Source organism: Streptomyces sp. NBC_01716, from assembly GCF_036248275.1.
GTDB lineage: Bacteria > Actinomycetota > Actinomycetes > Streptomycetales > Streptomycetaceae > Streptomyces.
In genome coordinates this window covers 6,732,213-6,748,755 of sequence record NZ_CP109181.1, presented here as the reverse complement: position 1 = coordinate 6,748,755, position 16,543 = coordinate 6,732,213, and the positions used below count along the sequence as shown (strand labels likewise).

At 69.2% G+C, this 16,543-nt stretch carries 12 protein-coding genes and 1 tRNA gene; 10 read left to right on the top strand and 3 right to left on the bottom strand.

What is annotated here, in order from left to right:
- Positions 1-59: 59 nt before the first annotated feature.
- Complete coding sequence (locus OIE74_RS29725; protein WP_329389030.1) at positions 60-1,760, bottom strand: lytic transglycosylase domain-containing protein; 1,701 nt, start codon at positions 1,758-1,760, stop codon at positions 60-62.
- Positions 1,761-1,999: 239 nt separating this feature from the next.
- On the opposite strand from OIE74_RS29725, the gene OIE74_RS29720 reads away from it, so the two are divergent.
- Entirely contained in the window at positions 2,000-2,869 is an 870-nt protein-coding gene (locus OIE74_RS29720) for a DUF4184 family protein (RefSeq protein ID WP_329389027.1), read from the top strand.
- Between the two features lie 31 nt (positions 2,870-2,900).
- Here the strand turns inward: OIE74_RS29720 and polA are convergent, their stop codons facing one another.
- Positions 2,901-5,612 carry a DNA polymerase I gene (gene polA / locus OIE74_RS29715; protein ID WP_329389025.1) on the bottom strand — a complete coding sequence of 904 codons (2,712 nt, stop codon included), beginning with the start codon at positions 5,610-5,612 and terminating at the stop codon, positions 2,901-2,903.
- Between the two features lie 147 nt (positions 5,613-5,759).
- Here polA and OIE74_RS29710 point away from each other — a divergent pair, with 147 nt between their 5' ends.
- From OIE74_RS29710 to OIE74_RS29675, 8 genes are all read left to right on the top strand, one after another.
- Positions 5,760-8,075, top strand: a complete 2,316-nt coding sequence (locus tag OIE74_RS29710; protein WP_329389023.1) for an FdhF/YdeP family oxidoreductase — start codon at positions 5,760-5,762, stop codon at positions 8,073-8,075.
- Between the two features lie 188 nt (positions 8,076-8,263).
- Positions 8,264-8,764 (top strand): PaaI family thioesterase, encoded by a 501-nt coding sequence (locus tag OIE74_RS29705; RefSeq protein ID WP_329389021.1) that lies wholly within the window; start codon positions 8,264-8,266, stop codon positions 8,762-8,764.
- A gap of 271 nt (positions 8,765-9,035) precedes the next feature.
- Entirely contained in the window at positions 9,036-9,632 is a 597-nt protein-coding gene (locus tag OIE74_RS29700) for a Tat pathway signal sequence domain protein (RefSeq protein ID WP_329389019.1), read from the top strand.
- 269 nt (positions 9,633-9,901) lie between these two features.
- Complete coding sequence (locus OIE74_RS29695) at positions 9,902-11,140, top strand: branched-chain amino acid ABC transporter substrate-binding protein (protein WP_329389017.1); 1,239 nt, start codon at positions 9,902-9,904, stop codon at positions 11,138-11,140.
- A gap of 103 nt (positions 11,141-11,243) precedes the next feature.
- Entirely contained in the window at positions 11,244-12,173 is a 930-nt protein-coding gene (locus tag OIE74_RS29690) for a branched-chain amino acid ABC transporter permease (protein ID WP_329389016.1), read from the top strand.
- 5 nt (positions 12,174-12,178) lie between these two features.
- Positions 12,179-13,975, top strand: coding sequence for a branched-chain amino acid ABC transporter permease (locus OIE74_RS29685; RefSeq protein WP_329389014.1), 1,797 nt, complete (start codon positions 12,179-12,181; stop codon positions 13,973-13,975).
- Positions 13,976-13,980: 5 nt separating this feature from the next.
- A complete protein-coding gene (locus tag OIE74_RS29680) occupies positions 13,981-14,883 on the top strand; it encodes an ABC transporter ATP-binding protein (protein ID WP_329389012.1) in 903 nt (300 codons plus the stop codon).
- A complete protein-coding gene (locus OIE74_RS29675) occupies positions 14,880-15,596 on the top strand; it encodes an ABC transporter ATP-binding protein (protein WP_329389010.1) in 717 nt (238 codons plus the stop codon). Before OIE74_RS29680 ends, OIE74_RS29675 begins: the two co-directional genes overlap by 4 nt.
- Positions 15,597-15,675: 79 nt before the next feature.
- Here the strand turns inward: OIE74_RS29675 and OIE74_RS29670 are convergent, their stop codons facing one another.
- Positions 15,676-16,332 carry an ANTAR domain-containing response regulator gene (locus OIE74_RS29670; RefSeq protein WP_329389008.1) on the bottom strand — a complete coding sequence of 219 codons (657 nt, stop codon included), beginning with the start codon at positions 16,330-16,332 and terminating at the stop codon, positions 15,676-15,678.
- A 101-nt stretch (positions 16,333-16,433) separates the two neighbouring features.
- Here OIE74_RS29670 and OIE74_RS29665 point away from each other — a divergent pair.
- A tRNA-Leu gene (locus tag OIE74_RS29665) sits at positions 16,434-16,506 on the top strand.
- The last annotated feature ends 37 nt before the right edge of the window (positions 16,507-16,543 follow it).

The following is a 16,543-nucleotide window of genomic DNA, read 5'->3' as shown; positions in this document are numbered from 1 at the left end:
GCGCCGCCCCTCCGTCCGTGACAGAGGGGCGGCGCCCGCTGGGTGCCGTAGGCCCCGGGCTACGCGGGGGCGGTGACCTTCAGTTCGATCGTCACCGTCGCGCCGCCCGCCGTCTCGATCCGCAGCAGGAACGTGCCCGTCGTGTCGTCCGCGTAGATCTTCGGAAGCACGAGCAGGCCCTGGTCGTTCGTCTTCAGCCCCTCCAGGGACCTGAGCGGCTGACCGTCCGCGCCCTTGAAATACGGGCCCTTGTCGGCCGGCGACGCGTCGTCGGCCGACTTGACCAGGGTGGCCTTGACCGCCACGCCCGGAGCCGTCTGGCCCTGGTTGGTGGCCTTGACCTCGACCGCGTCGGCGAACTCCGCGCCCGGCGCCGCGTTGAGTTCCTTGTCGCTGATCCGGACGACCGCGTCCGCCTGGCGCTCGGTGACCGTCGCCGTGAAGTCGAGCGCCGGGACCGTACGGCCCACGGCACTCGCCCGCACCGTGAAGTCGCCGGTGTTCTCGCCCGCCTGGAGCGCGGGCGCCGTGGCGACGCCGTCACTGCCGCTGGTGACGGTGGCCTGCTTGCCGCCGCCCGTGAACGTCGCGTCGGTGTCGCCGACGATCTCGAACCGTACGGCCACCTTGCCGACGGCCTTGCCGGTGGCGTCCTCGCCGCGCACCGAGACGCGCTCCGCGAACGCCCCGCCCGCCGTGGCGGACAGCTTGCCCGTGCCCGCGTTCTCCAGCCGCTGGACGGTCGGCGCGGGGGTCGCGGGCGGTGTCGTCGTCGGCGGCTTCGGGGGCTTGGGAGGCTTGGGCGACGGCGAGTCGCCCGGATCCTGCGGGCTCGGGGACGAACCGGGGCTCGGCGTTTTGCCCGGCTTCGACGAGGTCGGACTCGGGCTCGGGCTCGGCGAGTTCCCGGAGCCGCCCGGGTTCAGCGGGCCGGGGCCTGTGGGCAGCACGCCCGTGCCGTCCGGCACCTCGTGGGTGCCGCGCTTGTAGTAGTCGAGCCAGGACAGGACCGTGGCCAGATACTCGTTCGAGCGGTTGTAGCTGAGGATCGCCTGGTCGAGATTGGCCTGAATCGACAGGTCGCGGTTGTTGGCGCAGAGATAGCGGCCGGCGGCGAGCGCCGCGTCGAAGATGTTGTTCGGGTCCTCGCGGCCGTCGCCGTTCGCGTCCTGGCCCCAGGTGGCCCAGGTGGACGGGATGAACTGCATCGGGCCCACGGCACGGTCGTGGGTCTTGTCCCCGTCGTACTCGCCGTTGTCGGTGTCCGAGATGTTGGCGAAGCCGACACCGTTGAGCACCGGGCCCAGGATCGGCGTGAGCGTGGTGCCCTCGCTGTCGACCCTGCCGCCGCGCGCCTGGCCCGACTCGACCTTGCCGATCGCGGCGAGGAGCTCCCACGGCAGATTGCAGCCGGGGTTGGTGATCGCGATGCTCTGTTCGGCCTGCTTGTACGCGGCCAGCACCGAGGCAGGTATACCGGCCTCCGACTCACTGCCGAGGCCTGGCAGATCGATCGAAGTGCCGGGCTTGTTCGGGGTGTTCAGCGGCGGGAGATCCGTGTGGTACGAGGAGTCACCGGAGGCCGAGCCGTCGCCGTCCGGCACGCTCGATCCGGACGCCTGCTTCCCGCCGCCGTCACCGCCACCGCCACCGGAGACGATGGCCGGGGCCTGCGAGGCGGAGAGTGCGGCGACCGCGAGCGCGGCGACCGCGGTGGTGGTCGCCCCTCTGCGGAGCCGGCGGCCGAATTTCGCTGCCATACGTCTGGTCCCTCCCGGTGAACAGCGGTTCGCGCTCCCAGCGCGAGGACTCAGGCGACCCTACGGCAACTCCCTGTGTACGCACATGGGCCGCTGACCGCTTTTCACCGGTTCGCCACCTCCCGGCTTCCCGTAGGTCGAACCGGTGGCGAGGAAGTGGCGTCCTCCATACTGACTCCGTGCCAGGTGGGCGTGTTCCCTGCCTGATCGGACGACCACACGCCCCCGGGAGACATGCCGTGCCTTTCACGTTGAGCCATGCCGCGGCGGTGCTGCCGGGCATCAGAAGGGACGGCACGTCGCGCGGGCCGCTGCTCGCCTCCGCGCTCGTCGCCGGGTCGATGGCACCCGACATGACGTACTTCGCGGCGACCGCCGTGCCTGCCGCCATGGAGTTCGGCGAGGTGACGCACGGCCCGGTGGGCCTGTTCACCGTCGACGCCGTCATCGCCGCGGCCCTGGTGGGCCTCTGGCTGATGTTGCGTGAGCCGTTGCTCTCGCTGCTGCCCACCGCCTGGCAGGGGCGGGCGTACGCCTTCGTACGAGGACCCGACCGGCGCGGCGGAGGGCGCGGGGCGCTCGCCGCCCGGTTCTACGTCTCGGCGGTGCTCGGCGCGTCCACCCATGTGGTGTGGGACGCGTTCACGCACATCGACCGGTGGGGCACCCGTATGGTGCCCGCGCTGGGGGAGGTCGTCGCCGGCTTCCCGCTCTACACGTACACGCAGTACGGCAGTTCGGCGCTGGCGGCGGTGGCGCTCTGCTGGTTCACGGTCTCCGCCCTGCGCCGGCTGCCCCGGTCTCCCGCGCCGGGCTCGGTGCCCGTGCTCGTACGGCGCGAACGCATGCTCGCCTACGCGCTGCTCGCCGGGTGCGTGCTGACCGCCATGGCGCACCGGTTCATCCGTTGGTACGACTACCACGGGCAGGTGTCGACGCCGCTGGACGTCATCCCGACGCTCTGCTTCGGCGCCGGGGCGGGGCTGGCGGCGGGACTCGTGCTGTACGGCGCGGGGATGCGGCTGCGCGGAGCCCGTACGAAGCCGGTGGCGCCGCCGGCCGCGAACGACCGGACGGCGCCCGATCGTTCACGTACGGGATCGCGCTGAGCGCCCAGCGAGACAGGAGCGGGGGCCGCTGTCAGTGGGCGGCCGAGTCCCAGTCCGGGCCGACGCCCACGGAGACGTCCAGCGGCGCCCGCAGCTCGGTCGCCGCGGCCATCTCGCGGATCACCAGCTCCTCCACCCGCTCCCGCTCACCGGGGGCGATCTCCAGCACGATTTCGTCGTGGACCTGGAGGAGCATGCGCGAAGCCAGCCCGGCTTCGGTCAGCGCCGTGTCGACCCGGAGCATCGCGACCTTCACGATGTCGGCGGCCGTGCCCTGGATCGGGGCGTTGAGCGCCATCCGCTCGGCCATCTCGCGGCGCTGCCGGTTGTCGCTGTTGAGGTCCGGGAGATAGCGCCGGCGGCCGAGCATCGTCTCCGTGTAGCCCGTGGCCCTGGCCTCTTCGACCGCTCGCTGGAGATAGTCCCGTACGCCGCCGAAGCGTTCGAAGAAGGTGTCCATCAGGCCGCGTGCCTCGGCCGCCTCGATGTTCAGCTGCTGGGAGAGGCCGAACGCCGAGAGGCCGTACGCCAGTCCGTACGACATCGCCTTGATCTTGCGGCGCATGTCGGGGGTGACGGCGGCCCGCTCCACACCGAACACCTGGGAGGCGACGGTGTTGTGCAGGTCCTCGCCGGAGGTGAACGCCTCGATCAGACCGGCGTCCTCGGACAGATGGGCCATGACACGCAGCTCGATCTGGCTGTAGTCGGCGGTCATCAGCGACTCGTAGCCCTCGCCGACGACGAACCCGCGGCGGATGGCCCGGCCCTCGTCGGTGCGCACCGGCACGTTCTGCAGGTTGGGGTCGGTGGACGAGAGCCGGCCGGTGGCCGCCACCGTCTGGCTGAAGGTGGTGTGGATCCGGCCGTCGGACGCGATCATCTTGACCAGGCCCTCGACGGTGACGCGGAGCCTGGCCTGCTCGCGGTGGCGCAGCATCAGGACGGGCAGTTCGTGCTCGGTCTGCGCGGCGAGCCAGGCCAGCGCGTCGGCGTCCGTCGTGTAACCGGTCTTGGTCTTCTTGGTCTTGGGCAGGGCGAGCTCGCCGAAGAGGACTTCCTGGAGCTGCTTGGGCGAGCCGAGGTTGAATTCGTGGCCGACCGACGCGTGCGCCTCCTTGACCGCCTGCTGGACGGCGGCGGCGAACTGCTGCTCCAGGGTGACCAGATGGGGCTGGTCGGCCGAGATGCCGTTGCGCTCCAGCTTGGCGAGGAGCGCGGAGGTGGGCAGCTCGATCTCCTGGAGCAGCCGGGTGGCCCCGACCTCCTCCAGCCGTCCGGTGAAGGCGTCGCCGAGGTCGAGGACGGCGCGCGCCTGTGTCATCAGCGCGTCGGCCTCGGCCTGGTCGTCGCTGCCGAAGGCGAGCTGCCCGTCGCCCGCGGCGGCCGGGGCGAGTTCGCGTCCGAGGTATTCGATAGCGAGGGCGTCGAGGGCGAAGGAACGGCGGCCGGGCTTGACCAGATACGCGGCGAGCGCGGTGTCCATGGTGACGCCGCCGACCCGCCAGCCGTGCTCGGGGGCGACCCGCATGGCGCTCTTCGCGTTGTGCAGCACCTTGGGGTGGTCCGCCGCCGCGAGCCAGGCGCCGAACGCCTTCTCGTCCGCCTCGTCGAGCTGGGTGGTGTCGAACCAGGCGGCGGCGCCGTCTGCCGCGGCCAGCGCGACCTCGCTGATGCTGCCCGTGCCGAGCGCCCAGGTGTCGACGAGGGCGACGCCCAGCGGTTCGTCGCCGTGCTCGGCGAGCCAGGGCGCCAGTTCGCCGGAGGTGAGGACCTTGCCGTCGAGCTCGATGCCCGCGTCGGGGGCCGGGGCCTCGTCCTCGACGGCGCCGGGGTCCACGCCGAGCAGCCGCTCGCGCAGGCTCGGATTGCGGATCTCCAGGACGTCGAGCACACCGGTGACGGCCGACCGGTCGTACGGGAAGCGCTCCAGGTCCTGTGCGGTCTTCGTCAGCTCGACGGTGCGCACGAGCTCGGTGAGATGGCGGTTGAGCTTGACCGAGGGCAGGTGCTCGCGCAGATTCTGCCCGACCTTGCCCTTGACCTCCTCGGCGCGCTCCACGAGCTCGGCGAAGGAGCCGAACTGGTTGATCCACTTCGCGGCCGTCTTCTCGCCGACGCCCGGGATGCCCGGGAGGTTGTCCGACGGGTCGCCGCGCAGGGCGGCGAAGTCCGGATACTGCGCGGGGGTCAGGCCGTACTTCTCCTGGACCTTCTCCGGGGTGAAGCGGGTCAGCTCGGAGACGCCCTTGGTGGGATACAGCACCGTGGTGTGCTCGCTGATGAGCTGGAAGGAGTCCCGGTCGCCGGTGACGATGAGGACCTCGAAGCCGGCTTCCTCGGCCTGGGTGGCGAGGGTGGCGATGACGTCGTCCGCCTCGAAGCCCTCGATGGCGAACCGGTGCGCGTTCATCGCGTCCAGCAGTTCGCCGATCAGCTCGACCTGGCCCTTGAACTCGTCGGGCGTCTTGGAGCGGTTCGCCTTGTACTCCGGGAACTCCTCCGAGCGCCATGTCTTGCGTGACACGTCGAAGGCCACCGCGAAGTGCGTGGGCGCCTCGTCACGCAGGGTGTTGGCCAGCATCGAGGCGAAGCCGTAGAAGGCGTTCGTCGGCTGGCCGGAGCTGGTGGTGAAATTCTCCGCGGGCAGCGCGAAGAACGCCCGGTACGCCAGGGAGTGCCCGTCCATGAGGAGCAGGCGAGGACGGTTGTCTTCGGTCTTCTTCGACGCTGTCTCAGCCACGTACTCGATCCTGCCACGCCCCACTGACAATCCTGACCGGCACTCCACCACGAGGTGCCCCCGGCGGTGCGTGACAGGATCGGGGGAGAGTTGTCGGGGGACGGGATCGCGGGACGGAGTCCCGTCGTACGAGTGAGGGAGTGCGTGATGGCTCGCAAGCCGCCTTCAGGTGACCCGGTCCAGGACGCGCCGCGGGTCGCCGACCCCCGGCACAGCGCGGCCGGGCTGCCGGCCGTGGCGCATTCGCTGCGGGTGGCCCAGCAGCAGATGGGCGTGGGGCGCGCGGCGCGGACGCTGCTCAAGGTCAACCAGAAGGACGGCTTCGACTGTCCGGGCTGCGCCTGGCCGGAGGGCGAGCGCCGGCACACGGCGGAGTTCTGCGAGAACGGTGTGAAGGCGGTCGCCGAGGAGGCGACGCTGCGCCGGGTGACGCCGGACTTCTTCGCCGCGCACCCGGTCGCGGATCTCGCGCGGCGCAGCGGCTACTGGCTGGGCCAGCAGGGCCGTATCACCCAGCCGATGCTCCTGGAGCGCGGCTCCGGCGACGGCGGTGACGGCGCGGCCGGCGGGGGCGACCGGTACGAACCGGTGAGCTGGGAGCGCGCGTTCGCGATCATCGCCGAGGAGCTGACGGCGCTGGACTCCCCCGACGAGGCGCTGTTCTACACCTCAGGCCGTACGAGCAACGAGGCGGCCTTCCTGTTCCAGCTGTTCGCCCGCGAGTTCGGTACGAACAATCTGCCGGACTGCTCCAACATGTGTCACGAGTCGTCCGGTTCGGCGCTCTCCGAGACCCTGGGTGTCGGCAAGGGCAGCGTCTCCCTGGAGGACATGCACCAGGCCGACCTGATCATCGTGGCCGGGCAGAACCCCGGGACCAACCACCCCCGGATGCTCTCCGCCCTGGAGAAGGCCAAGTCGGCAGGCGCGAAGATCATTTCGGTGAATCCGCTGCCCGAGGCCGGCATGGAGCGGTTCAAGAATCCGCAGACGCCGCAGGGCATGGTCAAGGGCGCCGCGCTCAACGACCTCTTCCTCCAGATCCGCATCGGCGGCGACCAGGCCCTCTTCCGGCTGCTCAACAAGCTGATACTGGAAGCGGCCGAGTCGGATCCGGCCGCCGTCGACGAGGCGTTCGTCGCCGAGCACACCCACGGCTTCGCGGAGTTCGCCGCCGCCGCGCGCACCGCCGACTGGGACGAGACCCTCGTCGCGACGGGTCTCGACCGCGCGGACATCGAGCGCGCGCTGTCCATGGTGCTGGCGTCGAAGCGCACCATCGTCTGCTGGGCGATGGGCCTGACCCAGCACAAGCACTCGGTCGCGACCATTCGCGAGGTCGTCAACTTCCTGCTGCTGCGCGGCAATGTGGGCCGGCCGGGCGCGGGGGTGTGCCCCGTACGCGGACACTCCAACGTCCAGGGCGACCGCACCATGGGCATATTCGAGCGGCCCGCGGCGGCCTTCCTCGACGCCCTGGACCAGGAGTTCGGGATCACCTCGCCGCGTCACCACGGCTATGACGTCGTACGGGCCATCCGCGCGCTGCGCGACGGCGACGCGAAGGTCTTCTTCGCCATGGGCGGCAACTTCGTCTCGGCGTCGCCGGACACCGAGGTGACGGAGGCGGCGATGCGCACCGCGCGGCTGACCGTGCACGTCTCGACCAAGCTCAACCGCTCGCACGCGGTGACCGGCGCGCGTGCGCTGATCCTGCCGACCCTCGGCCGTACGGACAAGGACGTGCAGGCGGGCGGCAGGCAGATCGTGACCGTGGAGGACTCCATGGGCATGGTGCACGCCTCGCGCGGCAACCTCGCCCCCGCGAGCCCGCATCTGCTGTCCGAGCCGGCGATCGTCGCGCGGATGGCGCGTGCCGTCCTCGGTCCGCGGTCGCTGACTCCTTGGGAGGAGTTCGAGAAGGACTACGGGTCGATCCGCGACCGGATCTCGCGGGTCGTCCCCGGCTTCGAGGACTTCAACGAACGCGTCGCCAGGCCCGGCGGTTTCCAGCTCCCCCACGCCCCGCGCGACGAGCGGCGCTTCCCCACCGCCACCGGCAAGGCCAACTTCACCGCGGCGCCCGTCGAGTACCCGGCGCTGCCGGATGGGCGGCTCCTCCTACAGACGCTGCGCTCGCACGACCAGTACAACACCACGGTCTACGGCCTCGACGACCGTTACCGGGGCATCAAGGGCGGTCGCCGGGTGGTGCTGGTGAACCCGGACGACGCACGCCGGCTGGGCCTGCCCGACGGCTCGTACACCGATCTGGTCAGTGAGTGGAAGGACGGCGTGGAGCGGCGGGCCCGCGGCTTCCGGGTGGTGCACTACCCCACGGCGCGCGGCTGCGCCGCCGCCTACTACCCGGAGACGAACGTGCTGGTGCCGCTGGACTCCACGGCCGACACCAGCAACACCCCGGCGAGCAAGTCCGTCGTGGTGCGCTTCGAGCACCGCTGACGGAACCCCCGGGTCCGGTCCCGGTCCCGGCCGCCTCAGCGCGGCCCCGCCTAAGCGTTCGCTCAGTCATCTGATAAGACGGTGCGTGCCGGCCCGCGCGGAGCCACGCGCGCAATCCCGCGCGCCGGCACGCACCAAAACACGCACCGCACACGTATCGCACCACGCAGCCGATCGGAGCCGGACCCATGGGTGAGCAGTCAGAAGCGAACGAGGAGTCGGCGACGTTCCCGAAGGAGGTCGTCGAGGAGTACGCGCCGTACGACACCGATCTGACCTCGCTCTTCTCCGCCGGGGACCTCGGCAGTCGCATGGGCCTGAAGGTCACCGAGGCGTCCCCCGAGCGCGTCGTCGCCACCATGCCCGTGGAGGGCAACACCCAGCCGTACGGGCTGCTGCACGGCGGCGCGTCCGCCGTACTCGCCGAGACCCTCGGCTCCATCGGCGCGATGCTCCACGGCGGACGCGACAAGATCGCCGTGGGCGTGGACCTCAACTGCACGCATCACCGCGGCGCGCGTGCCGGATTGGTGACCGGTGTCGCCACCCCGCTCCACCGGGGCCGGTCCACCGCGACGTACGAGATCGTGATCACCGACGAGCAGGGAAAGCGGGTCTGCACCGCGCGGTTGACGTGCCTTCTCCAGAGCGGCGACGGCACCGGATTCACGACGCGGAAAAACGCCTGAGGGGCGAACCTCAAGGGGAGCTCAAGCGGGCCGGTAAAGGTGCCGAACGGGCTTCCGAAGGCCCGCGGTGACCAACAGGTGAGACGCGTGACGGCCGCGGGACTACCGCGAAACACGGCGGAAACCAAGGCCTGTCGGGGCTCCCGCGGCGCCCCGCCCGCCGCCGGACCCCGGCACGGGAAAGCCAGGTGGGACCCTCGATGGTGACGTTGCGTCACGCCTTGCGGCGCGATCCATTGTCGTCGCGCCCGAACCGCATTAGCGTCGGCGCATGAGCGGTATCGGCCCCGTCGAACCGGGCGAGGACACCTATCACCATCCCGAGCCCCCGCTCACCGGCGCGACGGGGCCCCGCATCCGTCTCACGGTGCCCCCGCGGCACCGCCGCAAGGCCGCGCTGGGCGTCGCCGCGGCCCTCACGGCGGGCGGCTGCCTGTACGTCCTCAACTCCCCGTCGCCGCCTCCCGAGCCACCACCGCCCTGGCCGTCGCAGGTGGTTGGCTTCGCCTACGGGGGCGCCGCGCCGAAGAGCGAGCACGCGGGCGCGTTCACCTTCGGCGTCACCGTCTCGACCGAGCCCGGCCGGCGCGTCACGATCGACGCCGTCACCCAGCCGTCCGCGGCGCTGGCCGTTTCGACCGAACCGTCGGCGCCGTTCACCGTGCCGGCCGGAGGCTCCCGCGAGGTGCTGGTGACCGTCTATGTGCTCGACTGCGGGGAGGTACCACGGAATGCCGGACTCCCCTTCCTGGATGTCACGTTACGTAATGAACGGGCGGTCCAGAAACAGAGCCGTATCCTCGGCGGCGGATACCCGGAAGACCTCGGCGCGGCCGTCCAGAAGACATGCGACCGCTCCACTCCGTAATCGCCCGATTACCGGTGCGGTCCTGCTGGTTCTCAGTATGTGGACTCACCAACAGTCTCAAATCACACGTCTTTCCCCACCGCCACGGGCTTCATCGCGCTTCCGTCATAACAAGAGAGTCACATCCTTGGCCCCACCTCTGCACCACCCCCACCAGCGCGCTTAGAGTCACGGCCAGTCACCGCGCCACCGGATTCCTTTCAGTTCGGTTCCAGCGCTCGACCCGGCTTCTCAATCAGGGACAGCCGTGCCAGGGGAAAGGACTGATCGTGCGTCACCGTTCCTTGTTCATAGTCACCACTGCGGTCACTGTAGGAGCCCTCACGCTTTCTGCTTGCGGCTCCCGCGACGACAGCAGCGAGGGCGGCGGCGGCGGAAAGAAGACCGTCGTCATCGGCCTCGACGCGCCGCTGACCGGAGACCTCTCCGCGCTCGGCCAGGGCATCAAGAACTCCGCCGACCTCGCCGTCAAAACGGCAAACAAGAACAACGAAGTCGAAGGCATCACCTTCGAGCTGGAGTCCCTGGACGACGTCGCCCAGGCGGCGACCGGCCAGCAGAACGCCACGAAGCTCGTCGGCAACCAGGACGTCGTGGGCGTTGTCGGCCCCCTGAACTCCGATGTCGGCCAGGCCATGCAGAAGGTCTTCGCCAACGACAACCTGGTCCAGGTCTCGCCCGCCAACACCAACCCCGAGATGACTCAGGGCAAGGACTGGCAGAGCGGCAAGAAGGTCCGCGGCTTCGACACGTACTTCCGTACGGCCACCACGGACGCCATTCAGGGCCCGTACGCCGCGCAGTTCATGTTCAACGAGAAGAAGCTCAAGAAGGTCTATGTCATCGACGACAAGAAGACCTACGGAGCCGGTCTCGCCGCGACCTTCTCCGCCGAGTTCACGAAGCTCGGTGGCACGGTCGTAGGCACCGACCACATCAACCCGGACGACAAGGACTTCTCGTCCGTCGCGAGCAAGGTCGCCCAGAAGGACGCCGACTTCGTCTACTACGGCGGCGAGTACCCGGCCGGTGCCCCGCTGGCCAGCCAGATCAAGAACGCCGGCGCCAAGATCCCCACCGTCGGCGGTGACGCTCTCTTCAGCGCCGAGTACATCAAGCTGGGCAAGAAGAACTCCGAAGGCGACTTCGCCAGCTCCGTGGGCGCGCCCCTGGAGACCCTGGAGACCGCCAAGACGTTCATCAAGGACTACGAGGCCGGCGGCTACGACGGCGCGTTCGAGGCGTACGGCGGCTACGCCTACGACTCCACCTGGGCGATCATCCAGGCCGTGAAGGCCGTCGTCGAGAAGAACGACGGCGAGCTGCCCGGCGACGTCAAGGACGCGCGCAAGCAGATCACCGAGGCCATGCAGGACGTCAAGTTCGACGGCGTCACCGGCACGGTCGGATTCGACGAGTTCGGCGACACCGTGAACAAGCAGCTCTCCCTCTACGAGGTGAAGGGCGGCAAGCACGTACCCGTCAAGACGGGCGTGTTCGAGGGCTGACCGGGCTCACCAGCCCTCCCTCCTGTAGGACCTACCACCGCGCGGGGGCGCCACAGCGCCCCCCCGCGGCCGTATCTGACCCCACTCATTCGGAGGCCCCGCGGTGAACGATCTGCCGCAGCAACTTGCCAACGGCCTGCTACTCGGCGCGCTGTACGGACTCATCGCAATCGGTTACACGATGGTCTATGGCATAGTCCAGCTCATCAATTTCGCCCATGGCGAGATATTCATGATCGGCGGCTTCGGTGCGCTGACCGCATTTCTCTGGTTGCCCAGCGGTACCAGTCTGCTCATCGCACTCCCCCTCATGATCCTCATGGCGATGGCCTGCTCCGTGCTCGTCGCCGTAGGAGCCGAACGCTTCGCCTACCGGCCCCTGCGTGACGCGCCCAGGCTCGCGCCACTGATCACCGCGATCGGCCTCTCCATCGCACTCCAGCAGGCCATCTGGGCCTTCTACCCGGACGCCACGAAGTCCCGCCCCTTCCCCGAGTTCGAGGGCGGCAGGCTCGACTTCGGCGCGTTCGCCATCAGCCGCGGCGACCTCTTCCTGCTCATCGCCGCACCCCTGTGCATGATCACGCTCGGCGTGTTCGTCTCCAAGACCCGCACCGGGCGCGCCATGCAGGCCACGTCGCAGGATCCGGACACGGCCAAGCTGATGGGCATCAACACCGACCGCATCATCGTCACCGCGTTCGCCATCGGTGCCGCCTTCGCCGCCATCGCGGCGGTCGCGCACGGTCTCAAGTACGGCGAGGTCAACTTCAAGATGGGCTTCATCGCCGGACTCAAGGCCTTCACGGCCGCGGTCCTCGGCGGTATCGGCAACATCTACGGAGCCATGATCGGCGGCCTGGTACTCGGTCTCGCCGAATCCATGGCCACCGCCTACATCGAGAACATCCCCGGCATGTCGCAGCTCGGCGGCGGCGCCTGGAAGGACGTGTGGGCGTTCGTCCTCCTCATCCTCGTACTGCTGCTGAGGCCACAAGGTCTGCTCGGCGCACGCGTATCGGATCGGGCGTGATACCGATGACCACCACCACATCGAAGACGACCACCGCGGCCCCCGCACACCGGGAGCAGCGCCCCGTCATCGGCCTGCCGCCCGCGGTGGCCAGTCTCGGCGCCGCCATCGGCGCCGTCGCGACGTTCGCGAGCACCTTCCTCGCCTGGACCTGGACCGCCGAATTCCCCGGCGACCTCACGGTCACCGGCTACCCCGGCGGCCTCCAGCTGCTCACCCTCACCGGTGCGCTGCTGACCCTGCTCTTCGTCGCCGCCGGTTACGGCGTACGCGGCCTCGGCTGGCTCTCCCCCGGCGGCAAGAACGGCCCCGTCCTTCTCTTCGCCCTCGGCACGTTCGCCACCACCTGGTACACGGTCATCGCGATCGCCGTGAAACTCGGCGGACTCGCCAACCTCGAACCGGGCGCCTACGTCGCCGCGGTCGCCTCGCTGATCACGCTCGTCGCGGCCCTCGGCCTCCCCTGCGACGTCCCGCACGAGCACCCGAGCCCCAACGCCTGGCAGCGGTTCGTCCAGTCGTTCAAGGCGCCCGTTCCCGAGGAAGCCGCACCGCTCCCCGGCTGGGCCGAGATCCTCGTCATCGCCGCCGCCTTCGGGCTCGGCCTGTTCGTCTTCACCTTCGGCATCGACACCGAGGCCGCCGAGCTCTTCATCGGCTACATCCTCCTCGTCGCCTTCGGCGCGACCGCCATTTCGCGGGCCGGCCTCAACCGCCGCCTCGCAAGCCTCACTTCGAAGCACAAGAACGTGACCGTGACCGCGGCGTTCGTCTCCGCGTTCGCCTTCCCGTTCACCCAGAGCAACGACGCGTACGCCTCCATCGGGACGAACATCCTGATCTTCGCCACCGTCGCGCTCGGACTCAACGTCGTCGTCGGCCTCGCAGGTCTGCTCGACCTCGGATACGTCGCCTTCCTCGGCGTCGGCGCCTACACGGCCGCCCTCGTCTCCGGATCGCCGTCGTCCACCATCGGGCTCCAGCTGCCGTTCTGGGCCGCCGTCCTCTGCGGCGCCGGCGCCTCGCTGATCTTCGGTGTCGTCATCGGCGCGCCGACCCTGCGACTGCACGGCGACTATCTGGCCATCGTGACCCTCGGCTTCGGTGAGATCTTCCGCATCACCATGCAGAACCTCGACGGATCGTCGGGCCCCGATGTCACCAACGGCTCCAACGGCATCCCGAACATCCCCGACCTGGACCTCTTCGGGTTCAACCTCGGGGAGCCACATACGATTCTGGGCGTCGAACTCGGCAGGTTCTCCAACTACTACCTGCTGATGCTGCTGTTCACGATCATCGTGGTGACGGTCTTCCGCCGCTCCGACCAGTCGCGCATCGGCCGCGCCTGGGTCGCCATCCGCGAGGACGAGACCGCGGCCAGGGCCATGGGCATCAACGCCTTCCGGCTCAAGCTGCTCGCCTTCGCGCTCGGCGCCACCCTCGCGGGCATGGCCGGCACCGTACAGGCGCACGTGACCTTCACCGTCACCCCCGCCCAGTACAAGTTCGTCGAAGCCGTCCCGCCGAACTCGGCGTTCCTGCTCGCCGCCGTCATCCTCGGTGGCATGGGCACGGTCAGCGGTCCCCTCATCGGCGCCTCGCTGCTCTACCTCATCCCGGCGAAGCTCCAGTTCATGTCGGACTACCAGCTGCTGCTCTTCGGCATCGCGCTGATCCTGCTCATGCGATTCCGCCCCGAGGGCCTCATCGCCGACCGCAGGAAGCAGCTCGAATTCCACGAAACCGGGCAACTGGACGCGCCCAAGGGCGATATCGGCCTCAGTAAAGCGGGGGTGTGACCCGAATGACCACCGACATCGAACCCACCGGCGCCGGATCCCCCAAGGCCGCCACGCAGGCCGCCGTCCCCGTGCTCCAAGCCACCGGCGTCACCAAGAAGTTCGGCGGCCTCACCGCCGTACAGAACGTCGACCTCCAGGTCAACACCGGCGAGATCGTCGGCCTCATCGGCCCCAACGGCGCGGGCAAGACCACCTTCTTCAACTGCCTCACCGGTCTGTACGTCCCCACCGAGGGCACCGTCAGCTACAAGGGCACCGTCCTGCCGCACCAGTCCCATCTGGTCACCAAGGCGGGCATCGCCCGGACGTTCCAGAACATCCGGCTCTTCGCCAACATGACCGTCCTGGAGAACGTCCTCGTCGGACGCCACACCAGGACCAAGGAAGGCCTCTGGTCCGCGCTCCTGCGCGGCCCCGGCTTCAAGAAGGCGGAGAAGGAGTCCGAGGAACGCGCCATGGAACTCCTTGAGTTCACCGGCCTCTCGGCCAAGCGCGACCACCTCGCCCGCAACCTCCCCTACGGAGAACAGCGGAAACTGGAGATCGCGCGCGCCCTCGCCAGCGACCCGGGCCTCCTCCTGCTCGACGAGCCGACCGCCGGCATGAACCCGCAGGAGACCCGCACCACCCAGGACCTGGTCTTCGCCATCCGTGACCAGGGCATCGCCGTACTCGTCATCGAGCACGACATGCGCTTCATCTTCAACCTGTGCGACCGCGTCGCCGTCCTCGTCCAGGGCCAGAAGCTCGTCGAGGGCACCTCCGACGTCGTCCAGGCCGACGAGCGGGTCGTCGCCGCCTATCTCGGCACCCCCTACGAGGGCGCCCCAGGCGCCGAGGAAGTCTCCGAGGTGGAGGCCGCGGAGGCACACAGCACGGCAGGCAAAGAAGGAGACAGCAAGTGACCGCACTACTGGAGGTGGAGGACCTCAAGGTCGCCTACGGCAAGATCGAAGCCGTCAAGGGCATCTCCTTCAGCGTCGAAGCCGGTCAGATCGTCACGCTCATCGGCACCAACGGCGCGGGCAAGACGACCACACTGCGCACCCTGTCCGGGCTGCTCAAGCCGTCCGGGGGCCGGATCGTCTTCGACGGCAAGCCGCTGAACGGCGTCGGCGCGCACAAGATCGTCGCGATGGGTCTGGCGCACTCCCCCGAGGGGCGCCGGATCTTCCCGCGTCTCACGATCGCGGAGAACCTCAAGCTCGGCGCGTTCCTCCGTAAGGACGCCGCCGGCATCGACAGCGACATCAAGCGCGCCTACGAGCTGTTCCCGATCCTCGGCGAACGCAGCAAGCAGGCCGCGGGCACCCTCTCCGGCGGCGAGCAGCAGATGCTCGCCATGGGGCGGGCGCTGATGTCACGGCCCAAGCTGCTCATGCTGGACGAGCCGTCCATGGGACTCTCGCCGATCATGATGCAGAAGATCATGGCGACGATCGCCGAACTCAAGTCGCAGGGCACGACGATCCTCCTCGTCGAGCAGAACGCCCAGGCGGCGCTGTCACTGGCCGACCAGGGCCATGTGATGGAGGTCGGCAAGGTCGTACTCTCGGGCAGCGGGCAGGACCTGCTGGTCGACGAGTCGGTGCGGAAGGCGTATCTGGGCGAGGACTGAGTCCACGCGCGCGCGTACGTACGCGAGAAGGCCCGCGTCCCGAAAGGGGTGCGGGCCTTCTCGCGCCGTGCCGACCGCTCTACTGCCCCTTCGCGGCCCTCTTCTTCTCCTCGTCGTCCTCGATGACGGCCTCGGCGACCTGCTGCATCGACATCCGCCGGTCCATCGAGGTCTTCTGGATCCACCGGAAGGCGGCGGGCTCCGTGAGGCCGTACTGGGTCTGGAGGATCGACTTCGCGCGGTCCACGAGCTTGCGCGTCTCCAGGCGGGTCGTCAGATCGGCGACCTCCCGCTCCAGCGCCTTGAGTTCGTTGAAGCGCGAGACGGCCATCTCGATGGCGGGCACGACGTCCGTCTTGCTGAACGGCTTCACGAGATACGCCATGGCACCGGCGTCCCTGGCGCGCTCCACGAGATCGCGCTGGGAGAAGGCAGTGAGCATCAGGACGGGCGCGATGGACTCCCGCGCGATCTTCTCCGCGGCGGAGATGCCGTCCAGGACGGGCATCTTGACATCGAGGATGACGAGATCGGGCCGGTGCTCCCGCGCGAGCTCGACGGCACGCTCACCGTCACCGGCCTCGCCCACGACGGAGTAGCCCTCTTCTTCGAGCATCTCCTTGAGGTCGAGGCGGATGAGCGCCTCGTCCTCGGCGATGACGACGCGCGTCGTCAGGGGCGGCACATGCGACTTGTCGTCGTCGGCGACGGGCTGGGGCGACTCGGGGGCGGTCACTGAGGCTCCTCGTTCCAGGCAGATACTGCTCGTCAAGAGCCTACCCAGCTACGGTATGGTTGTGTCACGGAGGGGACACCAATTCCTTCGTTTCAAAGGGCGCCCCGGTAGCCCAGCGGTAGAGGCAATGGTCTCAAACACCATCCAGCGTGGGTTCGAATCCCACCCGGGGTACTTTCCCTCCATTTCCATGATCTCACCAGACCTCTGA